Raw genomic sequence first — 18,962 nt, forward strand, 5'->3', positions numbered from 1 at the left:
CCGGCCCGGGGGGGGGGGGGGGGGGGGGGGGGGGCCGGGGGGGGGGGGGGGGTGGGGGGGCGGGGGGGGTGGGGGGGGGGGGGCGCGCCCCCCCCCCCCCCGGTCCGACCCGAAGAAGATCCGAGCGACCCGACACGACCCGATACGACCCGTAGGCGGTGACGGCCATGCCCGTGACGACTCCCCCGGCCCAGCTCAGCACTCCCCCGACCTCGCAGGTGCCCTCCTTCCCTCCCGTACGCGTACGGGGCCCGCGGTGGCGCCGTGGACGCGCGGGGCGCCGTCGGCGCGGGCCCGCGCTGGCCGCCGGGCTCGCGCTCACGTCGGCGGCGCTGGCGGCCGCGGTGCCGTCGTCCGGCGCGGGGCGCGGCCATGAGCGGGCACAGGACCCGCCGGGCGAGCGGGCGCGCGGACCCGCCGTGTCGGTGTCGGCGCCGGTACGGATCGCCGACGCGGGCGCGGTACGGCTGCTGCGGGCCGGCGACCGGGTGGACGTGGTGGCGGCACACGCGGACGGCCGGCCAGGGGTACGGGTCCTGGCGTCGAGGGCGCGGGTGGTGTCCGTGCCGGAGGCGGGAGCGGGGCCCGGCGAGCCGGACGGGGCCGGGGCGGTGGCGGGCGGGGCGCTGGTGGTGCTCTCGGTGGGCCGTGCCACGGCGGTGCGGCTCGCGGGCGCCGGGGCCACGTCACGGCTGGCGGTGACGGTGTGGTGACCGGCCTCTCGAAGACGGCCGTGACGTCAAGTCCCTCGATCGAGTTACCGAATGGGGCAGGTCCGACCCGCGCTGTCGTAAGTTGCGAAGCCGTCTGCTCCGCACCCGGCGCACGTGAAGAGAGGCCCCCTGGTGAGCAAGAAGAACGAGCCGAGTCTGTGGGAGGGCTTCAGGGCCTTCCTGATGCGCGGCAATGTGATCGACCTGGCGGTGGCGGTCGTCATCGGCGCCGCGTTCACGAACATCGTGAACGCGGTGGTGAAGGGGGTCATCAACCCGATCGTCGGCGCCTTCGGCACCAAGGACCTGGAGGTCTACAAGTCCTGCCTGAAGGGCCCGTGCGGCGGGGACGACGGGATCGAGATCCTGTGGGGCTCGGTCCTGAGCGCGGCGCTCGGCTTCCTCATCACGGCCGCGGTCGTCTACTTCCTGATGGTGCTGCCGATGGCGAAGTACCTGGCGCGGCAGGCCGAGCGGAAGGCGGCGCGCGAAGGCGCGGCGGAGACGGTCGAGGTCTCGGAGCTGGAGGTCCTCAAGGAGATCCGCGACACGCTGGTGGCCCAGCGGGGCGGCCCGGGTGGTCCGGGACGCGCCGAGCCCTAACGGGGGCCTGGAGGCGGGTTCAGAGGTGGTGCGGCGGCTTCTCGTCGAGGAAGCGGGCCAGATCGGCGGCGCTGTTCTCCCCGGCCGACGGCCGCTCGCCCCAGCCGCGATCCGTGTCGTCGGCGGACAGCGCCGTCAGCGGGTCGTCGAAGATCAGCGCGGCTTTGGGCTCGCGCGGCTCAGGGGTGGGGGCGGTACTCATGCATCCAGGGTACGTCGGGTCGGGGGGACGGGGTGAGGACTGGGCGGGGCCTGGTGCCCGCGGGTCGGCGGTACTGGCCCCGGCCCCGACGAGGGCCATGGCGGCACTGCCGGCCGCGACAGCCGTGGCACTGTCGGCACGCGCCACACGGCGACCGGGCGGGAGCCGAACTCCCCTGATCACGGTCCGCGACGAACTGCCGTGGTACGCATGGCAGATGACGACGAAGCGGACACGCATACCGGGCGCGACGCCAGGAACGGCATCGGCGTCGGCGCCCCGCGACAACGACGCCCTCACCGACGTAACCGGCCTCCGTGTCGGGCACGCCACACTCACCGGGGACGGATTCCTCACCGGTACCACCGTCGTGCTCGCCCCGGAGGGCGGCGCGGTCACCGCCGTCGATGTGCGTGGCGGCGGCCCCGGCACCCGGGAGACCGACGCGCTCGACCCGCGCAATCTGGTGCGGCGCATCGAGGCGATCGTGCTGACCGGCGGCAGCGCGTACGGGCTCGACTCGGCGTCCGGGGTGGTGGCCTGGCTGGAGGAGGCGGGCCGCGGTGTCCCCGTCGGCGGGCCGGGCCAGGTCGTGCCGGTGGTGCCCGCGGCCTGCGTCTTCGACCTGGGCCGGGGCGGCGACTGGCGGGCCCGCCCCGATGCCGCCACCGGCCGCGCGGCGGTGGAGGCGGCCGCGGCGACGGACCTGCACGCCCCGGTCCCGGAGGGGAACGTGGGCGCGGGCACCGGAGCGCTCGTGGGCCGGATACGCGGCGGCATAGGCACCGCGTCCATGGTGCTCGGCACGGGGATCACGGTGAGCGCGCTGGTGGTGGCCAATGCGGCGGGCTCGGCGTTCGACCCGGCGACCGGCGCGCTGTACGGGGAGTTCTTCGCGGGGCGGGGCCCGGTGCCGTACCCCTCCCCCGCCCGCCACGCGGAGGCCACGGCCCGCCTCTCCGCAGCGGCAACGGCAGCGGCATCGGGAGCGGGAGCGGGAGCGGGAGCGGGAGCGGGAGCCACATCTGCCTGGAACGACCCCGTGCCTCCGCTGAACACCACCCTGGCCGTCGTCGCCACCGACGCCGAGCTGAGCCGGGCGCAGGCGCAGAAGATGGCGGGTACGGCGCACGACGGCATCGCGCGGGCCGTGCGTCCGGTGCATCTGCTGAACGACGGCGACACGGTGTTCGCCGTCGCCACCGGGGAGCGCCCGCTGGACGCGTCGAACCCGCTCGCGCTGAACGAGATCCTCGCGGCCGGCGCCGATCTGGTGACGCGGGCGATCGTACGGGCCGTGCGGGCGGCGGAGTCGGTGGACGGCCCGGGCGGCACGCACCTGTCGTACAGCGAGCTGTACCAGCAGAGCCCGCTCACGTAACAGCACCTTCACCGGCGTAACAGAACTGTCCCTGTGTCTCCCTTCACAGCAAGCGGAAGGAACCTCTCCAGCCGCCGTGGGCTCTCACCACGTACCGGGTCAACCAACCACAACGCCTCAGAAGGAACAGAAGGAGCAGACCGTGAGAAGGCAGAACATGGCCGTCGCGTGCGCCACTCTCGTCATCGGCGCCCTCACCCTCACGGCTTGCGGGGGCGACGCCACCGCCGACGGCGACAAGAACGGCAAGGACGGCGCGAAGAACGCCCCGCAGATCACGATCTCCGCGAAGGACGGCTCGACCGGTGCGTCCATCAACGCGACCGGGGTCGAGGTCAGCGACGGCAAGCTCACCGACGTCAAGCTGGTCGAGGCCGCGTCCGGCAAGCAGGTCGCGGGCGCGATAGCCGCGGACGGCACCGCGTGGAAGCCGAAGGAGCAGCTGGAGCGGGGCACCAAGTACCGCGTCACCGCCACCGCGAAGGACGGCGAGGGCCACACGGCCGCCGCCAACTCCATCTTCACGACGGTCTCCAGCGCGAACAGCTTCATCGGCACGTACACGCCGGACAACGGCACGACGGTCGGCGTGGGCATGCCGGTGTCGTTCACGTTCGACAAGGCGATCACCAACCAGAAGGACGTGCAGTCGCACATCAAGGTGGAGTCCAGCAGCGGGCAGCAGGTCGTCGGTCACTGGTTCAACTCCCAGCGCCTGGACTTCCGGCCGCGGGAGTACTGGAAGTCCGGCTCCAAGGTCACGATGAAGATCGCACTCGACGGCGTCGAGGGCGCCAAGGGCGTCCACGGCGTGCAGAACAAGACGGTCACCTTCACCGTCGGCCGCAAGCAGGTCTCCACGGTCGACGTGAAGACGCAGCAGATGACGGTCGAGCGCGACGGCCAGACCCTCAAGACCGTCCCGGTCTCCACGGGCAGCGCCGACCACCCCACCTACAACGGCCAGATGGTGATCTCCGAGAAGTTCGTCCAGACGCGGATGAACGGCTCGACCGTCGGCTTCGGTGGCGAGTACGACATCCCGGACGTGCCGCACGCGATGCGCCTGTCGCAGTCCGGCACGTTCATCCACGGCAACTACTGGAGCTCGCCCGGCATCTTCGGCGCCCAGGGCACCAGCCACGGCTGCGTCGGCATGCGGGACGTGAAGGGCGCGGGCGGCGACACGACCGCCAAGTGGTTCTTCGACAACTCGCTCGTCGGCGACGTCGTGGTGGTGAAGAACTCCCCCGACAAGACCGTCTCCCCCGACAACGGCCTCAACGGCTGGAACCTGAGCTGGAGCGAGTGGACGGCGGGCGCCACCGCCTGACCTTGGACCCCGACCCCGGGCCCTGACCCTGGGCCCTGACCCTGGGTAACCGCCTCTCACCAGGGCGGAACGAAGCGGGCCGCGCGGGAACGTCCCGCGCGGCCCGCGCGTTGTACGGACAGGTTTCCCAAATGCCGTTCCGCGTTTGCGATTTCCCGGACATGATGTCCGAAGCAGGGGCTACGGTATGCACCCACGAGGTGACATGCAGCAATGCCGGGAGGTGCCTTGAGCGTTCCGCACGACCATGAACACGACGCCGTCTCGTCGGCCACAGCCCCCACGTCGCCCACGCCCGACGAGCACTTGGAACACCTTCTCGGCCGCGCGCTCAACTCGTTCGAACTGCCCGACGAGACCCTGCATCTGCTCGACAGCGCGCTCGCCTACTCCGGTTCCCTGCACTCGGCCCACCACAGCGGAGGCCGCCACCGCGAGACGTACCGGCACACCTGGCTGCTCGCCGACGGCAGCGCGCTCACCCTCTGGGAGCTCGTCCACAACACCGGCCGGGACGGCACTGAGCAGCACGAGGTCTACGTCACCGAGGACGAACTGCACCTCGCCACGGGCCGTCTGCCGCTGCCCCCGGAGGCCACCCCGGACTTCGACCTCCAGGTGCCCATCGCGCCCGTCCAGTTGCCCGCGGTCCCGCCGGAGCGGCGCCGGTTCGGCCCCGCCGACCCGGACAGCTCGGTCGACCACGCGCGCAGGCTGCTGCGCCGCGCGGAGAACCCGGATCCGTCGACGCGGCCGGGGCCCGGCACGGCCCGGCTGCTGCGGGAGGCGTGCGCGCACCAGATCACGCAGGCGTTCGGCCGCCGTGTCAGCCAGGGGTTCGCGCTGTACGAGCACGCGTTCTTACTGCGGGACGGGGACGAGATCAGCCTGTGGGAGGTCGAGCACACGGCGACACCGGACGGCCGCCACATGTGCGAGGTCTACGCGACCCAGGACGCGGCCCGCGCCGCCATCGCCCACCGGGCAGCCACCACACGCCGCACGAGCGCCTAGCGCCCCGCTCCTCGGCTCAACTCCGCCCGAACTGCCGCACGAGCCCGGCGAACGCGTCTTGCTCGTCCGCCGTCAGCGGCGCCGACTCCGCCGCCGGCGCCTGCGACTGCTTCGGCAGCACCCCCATCGGCATCCGCGCCGCCTCGGGCGGCGCAAGGGCCACGACCCGCACCAGTCGGACCAGTCCGACCACCCATGCCACCGTGGCGACCGCGAGAATCGCCAGGCCTATCTGCTGAAGGATCGACACGTGCTCAGGCATGCGTCCCAGTGAACACCACGGCCCGGGCCTTTGGTCCCGGACCGTGATGTATCTCGCATGCACGGACAGTTGGGGCTCTACCGGCCGTAGCGGCCGTTCCGTCCTTTCTCAGGCGGCGGCCGGCACCTTCGCCTTGTCGGCGGTGAGCGCCTCGCCCCCGGTGGTTGCGGAGTCCGTCCCCGGTGCCGCCTTGCGCAGGCCCTTCAGTACGACGACCAGGGCGGCCGCGACGCAGACACCGACGGCGACCGCGATCAGGTAGAGGAACGGGCTGCCGATCAGCGGGACGACGAAGATGCCGCCGTGCGGGGCGCGCAGGGTGCAGCCGAAGGCCATCGACAGGGCGCCGGTGACGGCGCCGCCCGTCATGGACGCGGGGATGACGCGCAGCGGGTCGGCCGCGGCGAACGGGATCGCGCCCTCGGTGATGAAGGACGCGCCGAGCACCCACGCCGCCTTGCCGTTCTCGCGCTCGGCCTTGGTGAAGAGCCGGCCGCGCACGGTGGTGGCGAGCGCCATGGCCAGCGGCGGGACCATGCCCGCGGCCATCGCCGCCGCCATGACCTTGAGCGAACCGTCGGTCGGGTTGGCGAGGCCGCCGACCGCGAAGGCGTAGGCGACCTTGTTGAGCGGACCGCCGAGGTCGAAACACATCATCAGGCCGAGGACGACGCCGAGGACGATCGCGTTGGCGCCGGACAGGGAGTTGAGCCAGTCCGTGAGCGCGCTCTGGAGTGAGGCGATCGGCTTGCCGATCACCACGAACATCAGGAAGCCGACGGCGATCGAGGAGAGCAGCGGAATGACGACGACCGGCATGATGCCGCGCAGCACGGCCGGGACGTTCACCTTCTGGATCGCCATGACGACACCGCCCGCGATGAGCCCCGCGGCGAGACCGCCGAGGAAGCCCGCGTTGACGGTGAGCGCGATCGAACCGCCGACGAAGCCCGGCACGAGCCCTGGCCGGTCCGCCATGCCGTAGGCGATGTACCCGGCGAGCACGGGGACCAGGAAGACGAACGCCGCCTGGCCGGTGTAGAAGAGCAGCGCCGCCCAACTGGTGGTGGAGCCCCAGTCGAAGCTGTTGAGAAGGGTCTCGACCTTGACGTCCGCGACCTCGTAGCCACCGATCGCGAAACCGAGCGCGATCAGCAGACCCCCCGCCGCCACGAACGGCACCATGTAACTCACGCCTGACATGAGCCACTTGCGGAGCTTTGTGCCGTAACCGTCCTGGGAGTCGCCGGAGTTGTCCACAGGTGTGGATGACGACGTGGCGTCGGACGCGGCTGTGATCTCGCCGCGGGCCGCCTTGGCCTGGACCTCGGTGATGAGGTCGGCCGGGCGGTTGATGCCTGCCTTGACGCCTACGTCGACCGTGGGCTTTCCGGCGAAGCGGGCCTTCTCGCGGACCGGGACGTCGTGGGCGAAGATCACGCCGTCCGCCGCGGCGATCACCTCAGGGGCGAGGCGGGTGAAGCCGGCGGAGCCCTGCGTCTCCACCACCAGTTCGACGCCGTCGGTGGCGCGGGCGGCGTTCTCCAGGGACTCGGCGGCCATGTAGGTGTGGGCGATGCCGGTGGGGCAGGAGGTGACGGCGACGATTCTGAAGACCTCGGTCTTCAGCGTCGCCGCCGGGGTCTCCTCCGGCCGGTCGGACTCCGGTTCTACGAGGTCCGGGGCGGCGTCCGGGGTCGGGTGTTGATCCGAGTTCGGGTCGTCCGGGCTCGGATGCCGGTCCGAGGCCGGGTCCGGGTTCGCGTGCCGGTCCGGGTCAGGGCGCCGGTCCGCGTCCTCGTCCGCATCCCGGTCCACCGCATCGCCGCGGATCAAGGACGCCGTCCGCTCCGCGTCCGTCGCCGCGCGCAGCGAGGCCTTGAAGTCCTCGTCCATCAACTGACGGGCGAGGGCCGAGAGGATCGTGAGGTGGGCGTCGTCCGCGCCCGCCGGGGCCGCGATCAGGAAGATCAGGTCGGCGGGGCCGTCCGGGGCGCCGAAGTCGATGCCGTGGGCCGCGCGGCCGAACGCCAGTGTGGGCTCGGTGACGTGTGCGCTGCGGCAGTGCGGGATGCCGATGCCGCCGTCGAGGCCGGTCGGCATCTGGGCCTCGCGGGCGGCGACGTCGGCGAGGAAGCCGTCGAGGTCGGTGACGCGGCCCAGGGCCACCATGCGCTGGGCCAGGGAGCGGGCGGCCTCGGTCTTGGTCTGGGCGGACAGGTCGAGGTCGACCAGTTCCGCGGTGATCATCTCCGTCATCGCGGGCTCCTCGGGTGCGGGGTGGGAGAGGTGGGAGAGGTGGGAGAGGTGGGAGAGGTGGGAGAGGTGGGAGGGGTGGGAGAGGTGGGGCGGGACATGGAAGGGGCGCTCATCGCGTCACCGGTTCCGTCAGCGCGCGGTCGAGCGGGACCTCCGCCGTCAGCGTCACCGCCTCCGGTGCCAGGTCCGCCGGGGTCGGCATCGCGCTGCCCGGCAGTTGTACGGCCGCCGCGCCGTGGGCGACCGCCGAGGCCAGCGCGGCCGGGCCCTCGCCGCCCGCGATGAGGAAGCCGGCGAGGGAGGAGTCACCGGCGCCGACGTTGCTGCGTACGGCGTCGACGGGGGCGCTCGCGAACCAGGCGCCCGCCGCGTCGACGAGGAGTTGCCCGTCCGCGCCGAGCGAGGCGAGGACGGCGACCGCGCCGAGGTCGCGCAGCTCCTCCGCCGCCTTGACCGCGTCGCCGACCGTGGCGAGCGGGCGTCCGACGGCCTCGGCGAGCTCCTCGGCGTTGGGCTTGACGACGTCGGGGCGTTCACGCAGGGCGGCCAGGAGTGCGGGGCCGGAGGTGTCGAGTGCGATACGGGCGCCCGCCTCGTGCGCGCGGGCCACCAGGTCCGCGTACCAGGAGGGTGCGAGGCCGCGCGGGAGGCTGCCGCAGCAGGCGATCCAGGCTGCGCCGGCCGACCGTTCGCCGATGACGCGGAGGAAGGACTCGGCCTCGTCGGCGGAGAGTTCGGGGCCCGGCGCGTTGATCTTCGTGAGGGTGCCGTCGGGTTCCGCGAGCGCGATGTTCGACCGGGTCTGGCCCGCGACCGGCACCGGGGCGACCTCGATGCCCTGCTCGGCCAGGAGTTCGGCGACGAGGGCGCCGGGCGCGCCGCCCAGCGGCAGCACGGCGAGGGTGGGGGCTCCGGCGGCGGCGACGGCGCGGGAGACGTTGACGCCCTTGCCGCCCGGGTCGACGCGTTCGCCGGAGGCGCGGACGACTTCGCCGCGGTCGAGGCCGGGGAGTTCGTAGGTGCGGTCGAGGGAGGGGTTGGGGGTGACGGTGAGGATCATGCCGCGGTCGCCGTTTCCGTACGGGGATGTGCTGGTGGTGCTGAGGGGGTGCGTGGGGCGGGGCTCGGCGGGGTTCATGTGCGGAGCACCTCCGTGCCGCCCGCCTCGATGGCGGCCGCGTCCTCGTCGGCGAGGCCGGTGTCCGTGATCAGCAGGTCGACCTGGGCCAGGTCCGCGAAGCGGGCGAAGTGCTCCTGCCCGAACTTGCCCGAGTCCGCGAGCAGCACGACCCGGCGGGCCGCGGCGACGGCGGCGCGCTTGACGGCGGCCTCGGCGAGGTCGGGGGTGGTGAGGCCGGAGTCGGCGGAGAAGCCGTTGGCCGCGAGGAAGACGACGTCGGCCCGGATCTCGCCGTACGCGCGCAGCGCCCACGCGTCGACGGCGGCGCGGGTGCGGTGGCGGACGCGGCCGCCGATGAGGTGGAGCTGGATGCCGGGGTGGTCGGCGAGGCGCGCCGCGGTCGGCAGGGAGTGGGTGACGGCGGTGAGTTCGGACTCCAGCGGCAGCGCGGCGGCGAGGCGGGCCACGGTCGAACCGGCGTCGAGGATGACGCTGCCCTCGGACGGCAGTTCGGCGAGGGCGGCGTGCGCGATGCGGTCCTTCTCGTCGGCGGCGGTGGACTCGCGCTCGGCGAGGTCGGGCTCGAAGTCGAGCCGCCCGGCGGGGATGGCGCCGCCGTGCACGCGGCGTACGAGTCCGGCCCGGTCCAGGGCCTTCAGGTCGCGCCGCACGGTCTCCGCGGTGACCTGGAACAGCTCGGCGAGCGACAGCACGTCGACCCGGCCGCCCTCGCGGGCGAGGCGGAGGATCTCTTGCTGGCGCTCCGGTGCGTACATGCCCGTTTACCTGTGTCCTATCAACGATGGATGCCCGAACCTGTTGCTTTACCGGGAGAGTACGAGCACTTTTCCGGAAAGTAAACAGGTTCGGGCATTCACCAGACACAAACAGGCAACAGCGGCGGGGGGACCTCAGCCGACCAGCTCGGGCTCGGGCTCGGGCTTCCGCTCGTCGTCCTGCTCATCGGTGACGACCGGGTTCTCGTCGCCCTCCGTCCCTGCCGCCACCACCGGCTTGCGCGGCAGCGCGAACATCAGCAGGAAGATGCCGACGAGGATGGCGGCCGCCCACACCAGCGCGTTCTGGAATCCGTCGATGAAGGCGGCGTTGCCCGCGCCCTGCTTCATGTGGTCCTCGACGACGTTGAAGAAGATCACCGAGACGAGGCTGAGGCCCAGCGCGTTGCCCATCTGCATCACCGTGTTGATCAGCCCGGACGCCGAACCGGCGTGCTCGCGCGGCACCTCCGAGAGCACCGCGTCCGTCAGCGGGGCGACGATCAGCCCCATGCCGAGCCCCATCACGACCAGCGGCAACGCCATCTGCCAGGAGGCGATGGACAGGCCGTAGTGCCCGGACTCCCACACGTAGACCAGCACACCCGCGGCCATGGTCAGCGCGCCCGCCTGGAGCACCTTGCGGCCGAAGCGCGGCACCAACTGCTGCACGGAGATCCCGGCCGCGACGGAGACGGCGATCGAGAACGGCACCCCGGTCAGGCCGGCCCGCAGCGCGCTCCAGCCGAGGCCGAGCTGCATGTAGAGCGTCCACGTCAGGAAGAAGACGCCGGTCGTGACGCCGAAGACGGTCTGGACGGCGATGCCCGCCGCGAAGCTCTTGACCTTGAACAGGGACAGCTCGATGAGCGGCGACCCGTCGCGCCGCGCCTTCGCCTTCTCGTACGCGACGAGCACGGCGACGATCACGACGGACGCGGCCATCATCACGTAGCCCCAGACCGGCCAGCCGTTCTCGCGGCCCTGCGTCAGCGGGTAGACCAGCGCCAGCATGGCGAGGGTGACGAGGACGACGCCGACGAGGTCCAGCTTGAGCGCGGTCGGCGCCTTCGACTCGCTGATCACACGTGTGCCGAGGATGAGGGCCGCGATGCCGACGGGCAGGTTGATGAGGAAGATCGGCCGCCATTCGAGACCGAACAGGTTCCACTCGGTGAGGAGCGCGCCGAGCAGCGGCCCGGTGACGGCGCCGAGCCCGACGATCGCGCCGAACAGGCCGAACACCTTGCCGCGTTCGTGCGCCGGGAACGTCGCGTGGACGATCGACAGGACCTGCGGGACCATCAGCGCCGCCATGCCGCCCTGCACTATGCGGGACGCGACCAGCATCTCCGGGTTCGCGGCGAAGCCGCACAGCGCGGAGGCCGCGGTGAATCCGGCGATGCCGAGCAGGAACAGCCGCTTGCGGCCGAAGATGTCGCCGAGCCGCCCACCCGTGATCAGCAGCGCCGCGAAGGCCAGCGCGTAACCGGCGGTGATCCACTGGATCTGGCCGGTGGAGGCGCCCTCGTCGTGCTGGATGGTGGGCAGGGCCACGTTGACGATCGTCACGTCGACGAGGTCCATGAACGCGGCGACCATCACGATGGCCAGGGCGAACCAGCGCCGGCGGTCCTGCTCGACGTCTGGGTGGGTGGGCGAACTCGGTGAAGTCGTCATGAGAGGAACGTAGAGCCGATGTAGGCCAGATCGTGTCCTACATCTGCGGCATCCTTACGGGCATGACGACGACCAGTACGGACACCCCGGCCCGGCTACTCCAACTCCTCTCCCTCCTCCAGACCCCGCGCGAATGGCCCGGCGGCGAACTCGCCGACCGGCTCGGCGTCTCCCGGCGCACCGTGCGCCGCGACATCGACCGGCTGCGCGACCTCGGCTACCCCGTCCAGGCGTCCATGGGCGCGGACGGGGGCTACCGGCTGATCGCGGGGAAGGCGCTGCCGCCGCTCGTCCTCGACGACGAGGAGGCCGTCGCCATCGCGGTGGGCCTGCGGGCCGGCGCGGGGCACGCGGTCGACGGCATCGAGGAGGCGTCGGTCCGTGCCCTCGCCAAACTCGAACAGGTGCTTCCCTCCCGCCTCCGCCACCGCGTCAGCACACTCCAGGCCGCGACCATCCCGCTGACCTCGGGCGACGGGGCCACCATCGCGCCCGAGACGCTGACCGTCCTCGCGTCAGCCGCCGCCGGGACGGAACGGCTCCGCTTCCACTACCGGGCGGCCGACGGCACGGAGACGCGCCGCCTGGTGGAACCGTTGCGGCTCGTCTCCACCGGGCGGCGCTGGTACCTCGTCGCGTACGACATCGATCGCGACGACTGGCGGACGTTCCGGGTCGACCGGGTGACGGAACCGTTCGCCACCGGGGCGCGGTTCGCTCCGCGGGAGGTGCCGTCGGGGGACGCGGCGGAGTACCTCCGGCGGTCCGTGGAGGCTCGCGGTGGGGCGGTCTACGAGGTGGACGTCGAGTTCCGGGCGACCGTCGAGGAGGTCGCCGCCAAGGTTCCGCCGGCGGTCGGCCGGCCCGAGCCGCTGCCCAGGGGGCGGGGCTGTCGTCTCCGGGCGAACGCGTCCGGGCCCGTCGAATGGATGGCCGTACGCCTGGCCCTGACCGGCCTCGACTTCCGCGTCCGGGCCCCCGAGGCCCTGCTGACGTCCGTCCGGGAACTGGGCATGCGCCTGACACGCGGGGCGGAGGGCACCTGACGCCCCCAAGCCCGCGTCTGCCCCCTTCGAACCGCTTCCGGGTGCGGGTTGCGTCGTGGCTGGTCGCGCAGTTCCCCGCGCCCCTGAGATGCGCACTGCGTGCACCATCTCAGCAACCGGCCGAGCAAGGGCGCGCCCCCTCAGGGGCGCGAGGAACGGCGCGACCAGCCACCGCGACGGCGCGCTCAAAAAACCACAGAAGAGGGCAGACGCTCAGGGGCGCGGGGAACTGCGCGAGCAACCCCCACACCGGCGCGCCCGCACAACTACGGACTGGCGCTCACGAGCCCGGGGCACCCCGTGATCGGCAAGGACGCGAGCCGCAACCCCCGAACAACCCCCCGCCCCAAAACCCAGGACGGCCCGCGCAGCGAACCGCACGGGCCGATCATGTCCAGGTCCCCAAAGGGCTACGCCGCCGCGTCGAACCCGGTGTCCCGAGCCAGCTTCTTCAGTTCGAGCAGCGCGTGCTTCTCGATCTGCCGGATCCGCTCACGGGTGAGCCCGTGCTCCTTGCCGACCTCGGTGAGCGTCCGCTCGCGCCCGTCCTCGATCCCGTACCGCATCTTGATGATGGACGCGGTCCGCTGGTCGAGCCGCCCGATGAGATCGTCCAGCTCCTCCGAGCGCAGCAGGGTCAGCACGGACTGCTCCGGCGACACAGCGGACGTGTCCTCGAGCAGATCCCCGAACTGCGTGTCGCCCTCGTCGTCGACCGACATGTTCAGCGAGACCGGGTCACGCGCCCAGTCCAGCACGTCGACAACACGCTCGGGCTTCGTGTCGAGCTCGGCGGCGATCTCCGCGGGCTCCGGGTCCCGCCCGTTCTTCCGGTTGAACTCGCGCTGGACGCGCCGGATGCGGCCCAGCTCTTCCACCAGGTGGACGGGGAGCCGGATCGTACGGGACTGGTCGGCGATGGAACGGGTGATGGCCTGGCGGATCCACCACGTGGCGTACGTGGAGAACTTGAAGCCCTTGCGGTAGTCGAACTTCTCGACCGCGCGCACCAGGCCCGCGTTCCCCTCCTGGATGAGGTCGAGCAGCGGGAGGCCGCTGCGCGGGTAGCGGCGGGCGACCGCCACGACGAGGCGCAGGTTGGACCGGATGAAGATGTCCTTGGCCTTCTCGGCCTCGGCGACGAGCGCCTCCAGCTCTTCGCGGGACGCCTCGCCCGCGGCCTTGCTGTCGGAGACCTCTCCGTCGAGGATCTGCTGGGCGTAGACGCCCGCCTCGATGGTCTGGGAAAGGTCGACTTCCTTTGCGGCGTCGAGCAGCGGTGTGCGCGCTATCTCGTCGAGGTACATGCCGACCAGGTCGCGGTCGGCGATCTCCCCGCCTACGGCGCGAACACTGCGTGCCGCGTCGGTCTCGCCGGAGGCGGCGGACTTACGACGGGCTACGGCACGGGTTGCCATGCGTGCTCCCTTGCGATGGTAGGTCGGCTGGGCCGGACGGCTCGTTCACCCTCCCGGGTGCCCTGCATCTGATGGAAACAACGACTGGAATCCGGACAGAATTCCCAACTGGCCCCAACTTTTTTGTGATCATGCAGTACCCTGTGCGGCCACGCGGCACGCGAAGGAGTGGGAAGTTGCGGTCGAAGCCCACAGAGGTGCAGGTCAGACCGGGAGTCGAGGCGGACCTCACGGCTCTCACCGACCTCTACAACCACTACGTACGTGAGACGCCGATCACCTTCGACACGGCCGTTTTCACCCCGGAGGAGCGACGTCCTTGGCTGCTCTCCCACCCTGAAGACGGCCCGTACCGCCTGATGGTTGCGCAGGACGTACGGGACGGGACGTTCGGCCCACTCCTCGGATACGCCACGTCCAGCCCCTTCCGCGCCAAAGCCGCGTACGACACGTCGGTGGAGGTCACCGTCTACTGCGCCCCGGACGCCGGCGGCCGCGGCATCGGCACGCTCCTGTACGACGCCCTGTTCGACGCCCTCGCAGGCGAGGACCTGCACCGCGCGTACGCGGGCATCACCCAGCCCAACGAGGCATCGGTCCGCCTCCATACCCGCTTCGGCTTCACCCATGTGGGCACGTACCGGGAGGTCGGTCGCAAGTTCGGCACGTACTGGGACGTCGCGTGGTACGAGAAGGACCTCGGCCTCCGGGACTAGGCCCCCGGCCGGGCAAGACCTACGGCCACGGCCCGTTACGAGGCGTGCACGACGCACCTACCGTCGGCTCCATGGACGACGACACCGCTCACGACACGACGGGCACCCTCGACGAAGCGCTGGAGCGGCTGCACCGGACCGGGCCCGAGTTCGACGGCTGGCTCAGCAATCACGGACCGATGGCCGTGGAGTCCCTCGTACGCGGCGGCCAGGCCCCGCGCGTGCACCGCTGGCTCGACCACTACGAGCGCCGGCTCGACGACATGCCCGCGCCGACCGACCCCATCCGCGAGGACGACTGGCGGTCCGCCCTGGGCGACCCGCGCCGCCTCGCCGACTGGATCACCCACTTCGAACGCGCCGTCACCGAACGCCCCTGGCGTGACGTGCTCACCGCATGGTGGCCCCGGCTGCTCCCCGGCATCGCGGCGGGCGCCACGCACCCGGCGATCCGTGTCGGCCACGCCGTACGCACCCTGCTGACGGCCCCACCGAACGAGCCCCGCCTCGCCGAACTCGCCCACGGCCTCGGCTACTGGGCCGCCCGCCATCAACCCCTGCCCCCGCTGACCGCCCTCCCCTCCGCGCCGGACGCGGCCTCCGCCCTCGACGCGGTGCCGCTCGTCCCCGACCAGAGCGGGGGCATCCTGGCCCGGCTCGACCAGCTCACCGCCCTGCCGACGTGGGCGGCGGGCCCGGTCGACCCGGACACGGCGCGCGAACGGCTCGGCGAACTGGTCACGGCGGCGGTCCACCGTTACGCCACCCACGCCCACGGCAACCCCGTGATGCTCGTCCACGCGGCAACGGCCCCCAACGCGGTCCTCCGCACCCTCCCCGCCCTCCCCCGCGCCCTCTGGCCGGCATCACTGGAGGCGGCGTGGTCGGCAAGCGCGGCGGTGACAGCGGCGTACGCCCCGACGGTCGCGGTCCCCTATGCACCCGGCGCCTCCTCGTCGCCGGAGGAGCTTTTCGCCCGGGCGGCCACACACGGCGACGACCACGCGATCAAGTTCACGGACACGGCGCTGGACGTGGCCACCCCGGAAGCGTTGGGCGCCGCGCAACGGGCCCTCCACCTGATCGAGCCGGTCTGAGGATTCGCCGGAGTCCGCGGGCCGGTGGTGGCTGGTCGCGCAGTTCCCCGCGCCCCTGAGATGCGCACTGCGTGCGCCATCTCATGGGGCGCGCCATCTCAGGGGGCGCGCCATCTCAGGGGGCGCGCCCTCGGGGGAGGCGCGGCGAAGCCGCAGCCTCCAGGGGCGCGGGGAACTGCGCGACCAGCCACGACGGCGCCGCACACGCCCCCACGCCTCGGCCCGCCCCACCCCCGCTACCCGAACTGCACAGACCTCTTGGCCAGCCCCATCCAGAACCCTTCGATCACCGCCCGCTGAGAGTCCAGCTCGCCGAAAGCATCCGCCGCCCCCATCGCCACGAACAGCGGAGCGAAGTGCTCCGTACGCGGATGAGCCAGCGCCCCCGCCGGAGAGGCGTGCGTGAAGTCGAGGAGCCCGTCCACGTCCCCCGAGTCGAGCGCCCGCTGCCCCCAGTCGTCGAACTCGGCGGACCACGAGGGAATGCCGCCCTGCCGGAGCGCCGCGAGGTTGTGCGTGAAGAAGCCGGAGCCGATGATCAGCACGCCTTCGTCCCGCAGGGGTGCGAGCCGCCGCCCGATGTCCATGAGCTTCTGGGGGTCGAGCGTCGGCATGGAGACCTGGAGGACGGGGATGTCGGCCCCGGGGTACATCTCGACGAGCGGGACGTACGCGCCGTGGTCGAGCCCGCGGTCGGGCACGTCCTGCACCGGGATGCCGGGCGCACGGAGCAGTTTGCGTACGGAGTCGGCGAGTGCGGGCGCGCCCGGGGCGGCGTAGCGCACTTGGTAGTAGTGCTCGGGGAAGCCCCAGAAGTCGTAGACGAGCGGGACGGTGCGGGTCGCGCCGAGGGCGAGCGGGGCCTCCTCCCAGTGGGCGGAGACGACGAGGATGGCTTTGGGGCGTGGCAGCCCTGCGGACCAGGCGGCGAGCTGTCCTGGCCACAGGGCGTCGTCGGCGAGCGGCGGGGCCCCGTGGCTGAGGTAGAGCGCGGGCATGCGCTCCGGCGCGGGTGCGGATGCGGTGGACACGGAGGCGGCCTCCTTGAACTTTCAAGCTCTGGATACTGCCAAAGTAACGGTTGTTTGTTTAATATTCAAGAAGGAGGTAATTACGATGGTCGCGATGAACCAGACCGAGCACGACGCCAAGAACCAGACCGAGCACGACGAGAGCGGCGCCCACGGCGCGGCCAAGTGGCTCAGCCCCGACGAGCAGCAGGTCTGGCGCGCCTACCTCCACGCCACCACGCTCCTCGAGGACCACCTCGACCGGCAGTTGCAGCGCGACGCGAAGATGCCGCACATCTACTTCGGGCTGCTCGTCCAGCTCAGCGAGGCGCCGAAGCGGCGGCTGCGGATGACGGAGCTGGCGATGAGCGCCAAGATCACCCGCTCCCGCCTCTCGCACGCGATCGCCCGCCTGGAGAAGAACGGCTGGGTGCGGCGCGAGGACTGCCCCTCGGACAAGCGCGGCCAGTTCGCGGTCCTGACGGACGCGGGTCTCGACGTCCTCCGGCAGACCGCCCCGGGCCATGTGTCGGCGGTCCGCCAGGCCCTGTTCGACCGGCTCACCCCGGAACAGCAGAAGTCCCTCGGCGAGATCATGCGGATCGTCGCCGAGGGACTTCAGCCGAAGGACGCGGGGGCGGACCTCCCCTGGCTCAGGTGAGGTCCGGCCCGCTACGGGCAAACCGTCAGTGCGCGACCACCGGCACCCGGAACTCGTCCTCGACACCCTCCGTGTCCCCGGCGGCCACGGCGGGGCCGGAGCCGGGGGCGCGGGTGTTGATCAGCGCGAAGGCGATCGTGGCGGAGACGACCAGGATGCCGACGGCCCACCAGATGGCGTGGGTGTAGCCGTTGACCATGGCCTGCGCCTGGAGCAGCTGGGCGTTGCGCGCACCGGCCGCGTGGTCGGCGATGTACGCGGTCGTGGCCGAGGCCGCGATCGTGTTGAGGAGGGCGGTGCCGATGGCGCCGCCGACCTGCTGCGAGGTGTTGACCATCGCGGAGGCGACACCGGCGTCCCGCGCCTCGACGCCGATCGTGGCGAGCGACATGGCGGGCATGAACGCCGTACCCATGCCGAGGCCGAGCAGCAGCTGGGCCGGGAGGATCAGCGCCGGGTAGGACGAGTCGACCGACAGCTGGGTCAGCAGGCCCATGCCGAGGGCGGCGAGCAGGAAGCCCGGGCCCATGAGGAGGCGGGGGCTGACGCGGGTCATCAGGCGGGCGCCGATCTGCGTGGAGCCCGTGATCATGCCGGCGATCATCGGCAGGAACGCGAAGCCGGTCTTGACCGGCGAGAAGCCCTTCTGGACCTGGAGGTAGTAGGTCAGGAAGAGGAACAGGCCGAACATCGCGATGACGGCGAGGCCGAGGGAGGCGTAGACACCGCCGCGGTTGCGGTCGGCGACGACGCGCAGCGGGAGCAGCGGGTGCTTGACCCGGGCCTCGACGGCGACGAACGCGACGAGCAGGACGGCGGCGGCGACGAACAGGCCGATGGTGCTGGCGTCGGACCAGCCCTCGGACTCGGCGCGCGTGAAGCCGTAGACGAGCGAGACCAGGCCGAGGGTGGACAGGACGACGCCCGGGATGTCGAGCGGCGAGCGGTTGCGGCCACCGGCCGGCTCACGGATGACGAAGACGGCGCCGAGCGCGGCGACGGCGGCGAACGGGATGTTGACGAAGAAGGTCCAGCGCCAGTTCAGGTACTCGGTGAGGAATCCGCCGAGGATCAGGCCGACGGCGCCACCGCCACCGGCGATCGCCCCGTAGATGCCGAACGCCTTCGCGCGCTCCTTGGCGTCCGTGAACATGACGGCGAGGAGGGAGAGGGCGGCGGGCGCGAGCAGCGCGCCGAACAGGCCCTGCAGGGCGCGGGCGCCGAGCATCATGGCCTCGTTCTGCGCGGCGCCGCCGACCGCCGAGGCGAGGGCGAAGCCGATCAGGCCGGTGACGAAGGTCTGCTTGCGGCCCCACAGGTCGGCGATGCGTCCGCCGAACAGGAGCAGGCCGCCGAAGGCGAGCGCGTAGGCCGTGATGACCCACTGGCGGTTGCCGTCGGAGATGCCGAGGTCCGTCTGGGCGGACGGCAGGGCGATGTTCACGATGGTCGCGTCGAGCACGACCATGAGCTGGGCGAGCGCGATGAAGACGAGCGCCTTCCAGCGGCGCGGGTCACTTATGAGAGGGGCCGTTTTTGACATGGGGGTACCCACAGCGGGACTCCAAGTACGTCGTGTAAGTCGTGAATAAAGCTGAGAAATCGGTTTGCTACGCGTTACGGGTCACGGGTCACTGATACGAGTGCGGGGCGGCGGCGCGGCCCGGCCTG

Annotated in this window: 18 protein-coding genes; 9 read left to right on the plus strand and 9 right to left on the minus strand. The window is 71.9% G+C overall.

From position 1 onward, the window contains the following. The first annotated feature begins 167 nt into the window (after positions 1-167). Positions 168-713, plus strand: a complete 546-nt coding sequence (locus ABZ877_RS33025; protein WP_361078942.1) for a hypothetical protein — start codon at positions 168-170, stop codon at positions 711-713. Positions 714-845: 132 nt separating this feature from the next. Continuing rightward, positions 846-1,316: a large conductance mechanosensitive channel protein MscL gene (gene mscL, locus ABZ877_RS33030; RefSeq protein ID WP_361078945.1), complete on the plus strand. Its 471-nt coding sequence runs from the start codon at positions 846-848 to the stop codon at positions 1,314-1,316. Positions 1,317-1,335: 19 nt separating this feature from the next. Here the strand turns inward: mscL and ABZ877_RS33035 are convergent, their stop codons facing one another. After that, entirely contained in the window at positions 1,336-1,518 is a 183-nt protein-coding gene (locus tag ABZ877_RS33035; protein ID WP_361078948.1) for a hypothetical protein, read from the minus strand. Between the two features lie 217 nt (positions 1,519-1,735). On the opposite strand from ABZ877_RS33035, the gene ABZ877_RS33040 reads away from it, so the two are divergent. The 3 genes from ABZ877_RS33040 (at position 1,736) to ABZ877_RS33050 (ending at position 5,246) form a co-directional block, all read left to right on the plus strand. Then, on the plus strand, positions 1,736-2,899 hold the full coding sequence (locus tag ABZ877_RS33040; RefSeq protein ID WP_361078951.1) for a P1 family peptidase: 1,164 nt from the start codon (positions 1,736-1,738) through the stop codon (positions 2,897-2,899). A gap of 157 nt (positions 2,900-3,056) precedes the next feature. Beyond that, complete coding sequence (locus ABZ877_RS33045; RefSeq protein WP_361079136.1) at positions 3,057-4,232, plus strand: Ig-like domain-containing protein; 1,176 nt, start codon at positions 3,057-3,059, stop codon at positions 4,230-4,232. Between the two features lie 228 nt (positions 4,233-4,460). Beyond that, entirely contained in the window at positions 4,461-5,246 is a 786-nt protein-coding gene (locus ABZ877_RS33050) for a DUF6227 family protein (RefSeq protein WP_361078954.1), read from the plus strand. A gap of 16 nt (positions 5,247-5,262) precedes the next feature. On the opposite strand, the gene ABZ877_RS33055 is transcribed toward ABZ877_RS33050, so the two are convergent. From ABZ877_RS33055 to ABZ877_RS33075, 5 genes are all read right to left on the minus strand, one after another. Then, positions 5,263-5,508, minus strand: a complete 246-nt coding sequence (locus ABZ877_RS33055) for a hypothetical protein (RefSeq protein ID WP_361078957.1) — start codon at positions 5,506-5,508, stop codon at positions 5,263-5,265. 108 nt (positions 5,509-5,616) lie between these two features. Next, positions 5,617-7,767, minus strand: a complete 2,151-nt coding sequence (locus ABZ877_RS33060; RefSeq protein WP_361078959.1) for a fructose-specific PTS transporter subunit EIIC — start codon at positions 7,765-7,767, stop codon at positions 5,617-5,619. Between the two features lie 109 nt (positions 7,768-7,876). Beyond that, complete coding sequence (pfkB, locus tag ABZ877_RS33065; RefSeq protein ID WP_361079139.1) at positions 7,877-8,827, minus strand: 1-phosphofructokinase; 951 nt, start codon at positions 8,825-8,827, stop codon at positions 7,877-7,879. Between the two features lie 74 nt (positions 8,828-8,901). Next, a complete protein-coding gene (locus ABZ877_RS33070; protein WP_361078962.1) occupies positions 8,902-9,663 on the minus strand; it encodes a DeoR/GlpR family DNA-binding transcription regulator in 762 nt (253 codons plus the stop codon). A gap of 135 nt (positions 9,664-9,798) precedes the next feature. Then, positions 9,799-11,343, minus strand: coding sequence for an MFS transporter (locus ABZ877_RS33075; RefSeq protein ID WP_361078965.1), 1,545 nt, complete (start codon positions 11,341-11,343; stop codon positions 9,799-9,801). 62 nt (positions 11,344-11,405) lie between these two features. Between ABZ877_RS33075 and ABZ877_RS33080 the strand changes: the two genes are divergently transcribed. Beyond that, complete coding sequence (locus tag ABZ877_RS33080; protein WP_361078967.1) at positions 11,406-12,389, plus strand: YafY family protein; 984 nt, start codon at positions 11,406-11,408, stop codon at positions 12,387-12,389. 410 nt (positions 12,390-12,799) lie between these two features. Here the strand turns inward: ABZ877_RS33080 and ABZ877_RS33085 are convergent, their stop codons facing one another. Next, on the minus strand, positions 12,800-13,807 hold the full coding sequence (locus tag ABZ877_RS33085; RefSeq protein ID WP_361078970.1) for a sigma-70 family RNA polymerase sigma factor: 1,008 nt from the start codon (positions 13,805-13,807) through the stop codon (positions 12,800-12,802). A 176-nt stretch (positions 13,808-13,983) separates the two neighbouring features. Between ABZ877_RS33085 and ABZ877_RS33090 the strand changes: the two genes are divergently transcribed. Together ABZ877_RS33090 and ABZ877_RS33095 are read left to right on the plus strand one after the other, a co-directional pair. Beyond that, positions 13,984-14,523 carry an N-acetyltransferase family protein gene (locus ABZ877_RS33090; protein WP_361078973.1) on the plus strand — a complete coding sequence of 180 codons (540 nt, stop codon included), beginning with the start codon at positions 13,984-13,986 and terminating at the stop codon, positions 14,521-14,523. A gap of 71 nt (positions 14,524-14,594) precedes the next feature. Then, positions 14,595-15,620 (plus strand): questin oxidase family protein, encoded by a 1,026-nt coding sequence (locus ABZ877_RS33095; protein WP_361078976.1) that lies wholly within the window; start codon positions 14,595-14,597, stop codon positions 15,618-15,620. Between the two features lie 236 nt (positions 15,621-15,856). On the opposite strand, the gene ABZ877_RS33100 is transcribed toward ABZ877_RS33095, so the two are convergent. Continuing rightward, entirely contained in the window at positions 15,857-16,618 is a 762-nt protein-coding gene (locus ABZ877_RS33100; RefSeq protein WP_361079142.1) for a class III extradiol ring-cleavage dioxygenase, read from the minus strand. Between the two features lie 46 nt (positions 16,619-16,664). Here ABZ877_RS33100 and ABZ877_RS33105 point away from each other — a divergent pair, with 46 nt between their 5' ends. Next, the gene (locus ABZ877_RS33105) at positions 16,665-17,291 is read left to right on the plus strand and encodes a MarR family transcriptional regulator (RefSeq protein ID WP_361078979.1); all 627 of its coding nucleotides are present in this window, start codon (positions 16,665-16,667) and stop codon (positions 17,289-17,291) included. A 25-nt stretch (positions 17,292-17,316) separates the two neighbouring features. Here ABZ877_RS33105 and ABZ877_RS33110 read toward each other — a convergent pair whose 3' ends face one another. Then, entirely contained in the window at positions 17,317-18,834 is a 1,518-nt protein-coding gene (locus ABZ877_RS33110; RefSeq protein WP_361078981.1) for an MFS transporter, read from the minus strand. Between the last annotated feature and the right edge of the window lie 128 nt (positions 18,835-18,962).

Origin of the sequence: Streptomyces sp. NPDC046939 (assembly GCF_040644575.1) — a bacterium.
Lineage (GTDB): Bacteria > Actinomycetota > Actinomycetes > Streptomycetales > Streptomycetaceae > Streptomyces.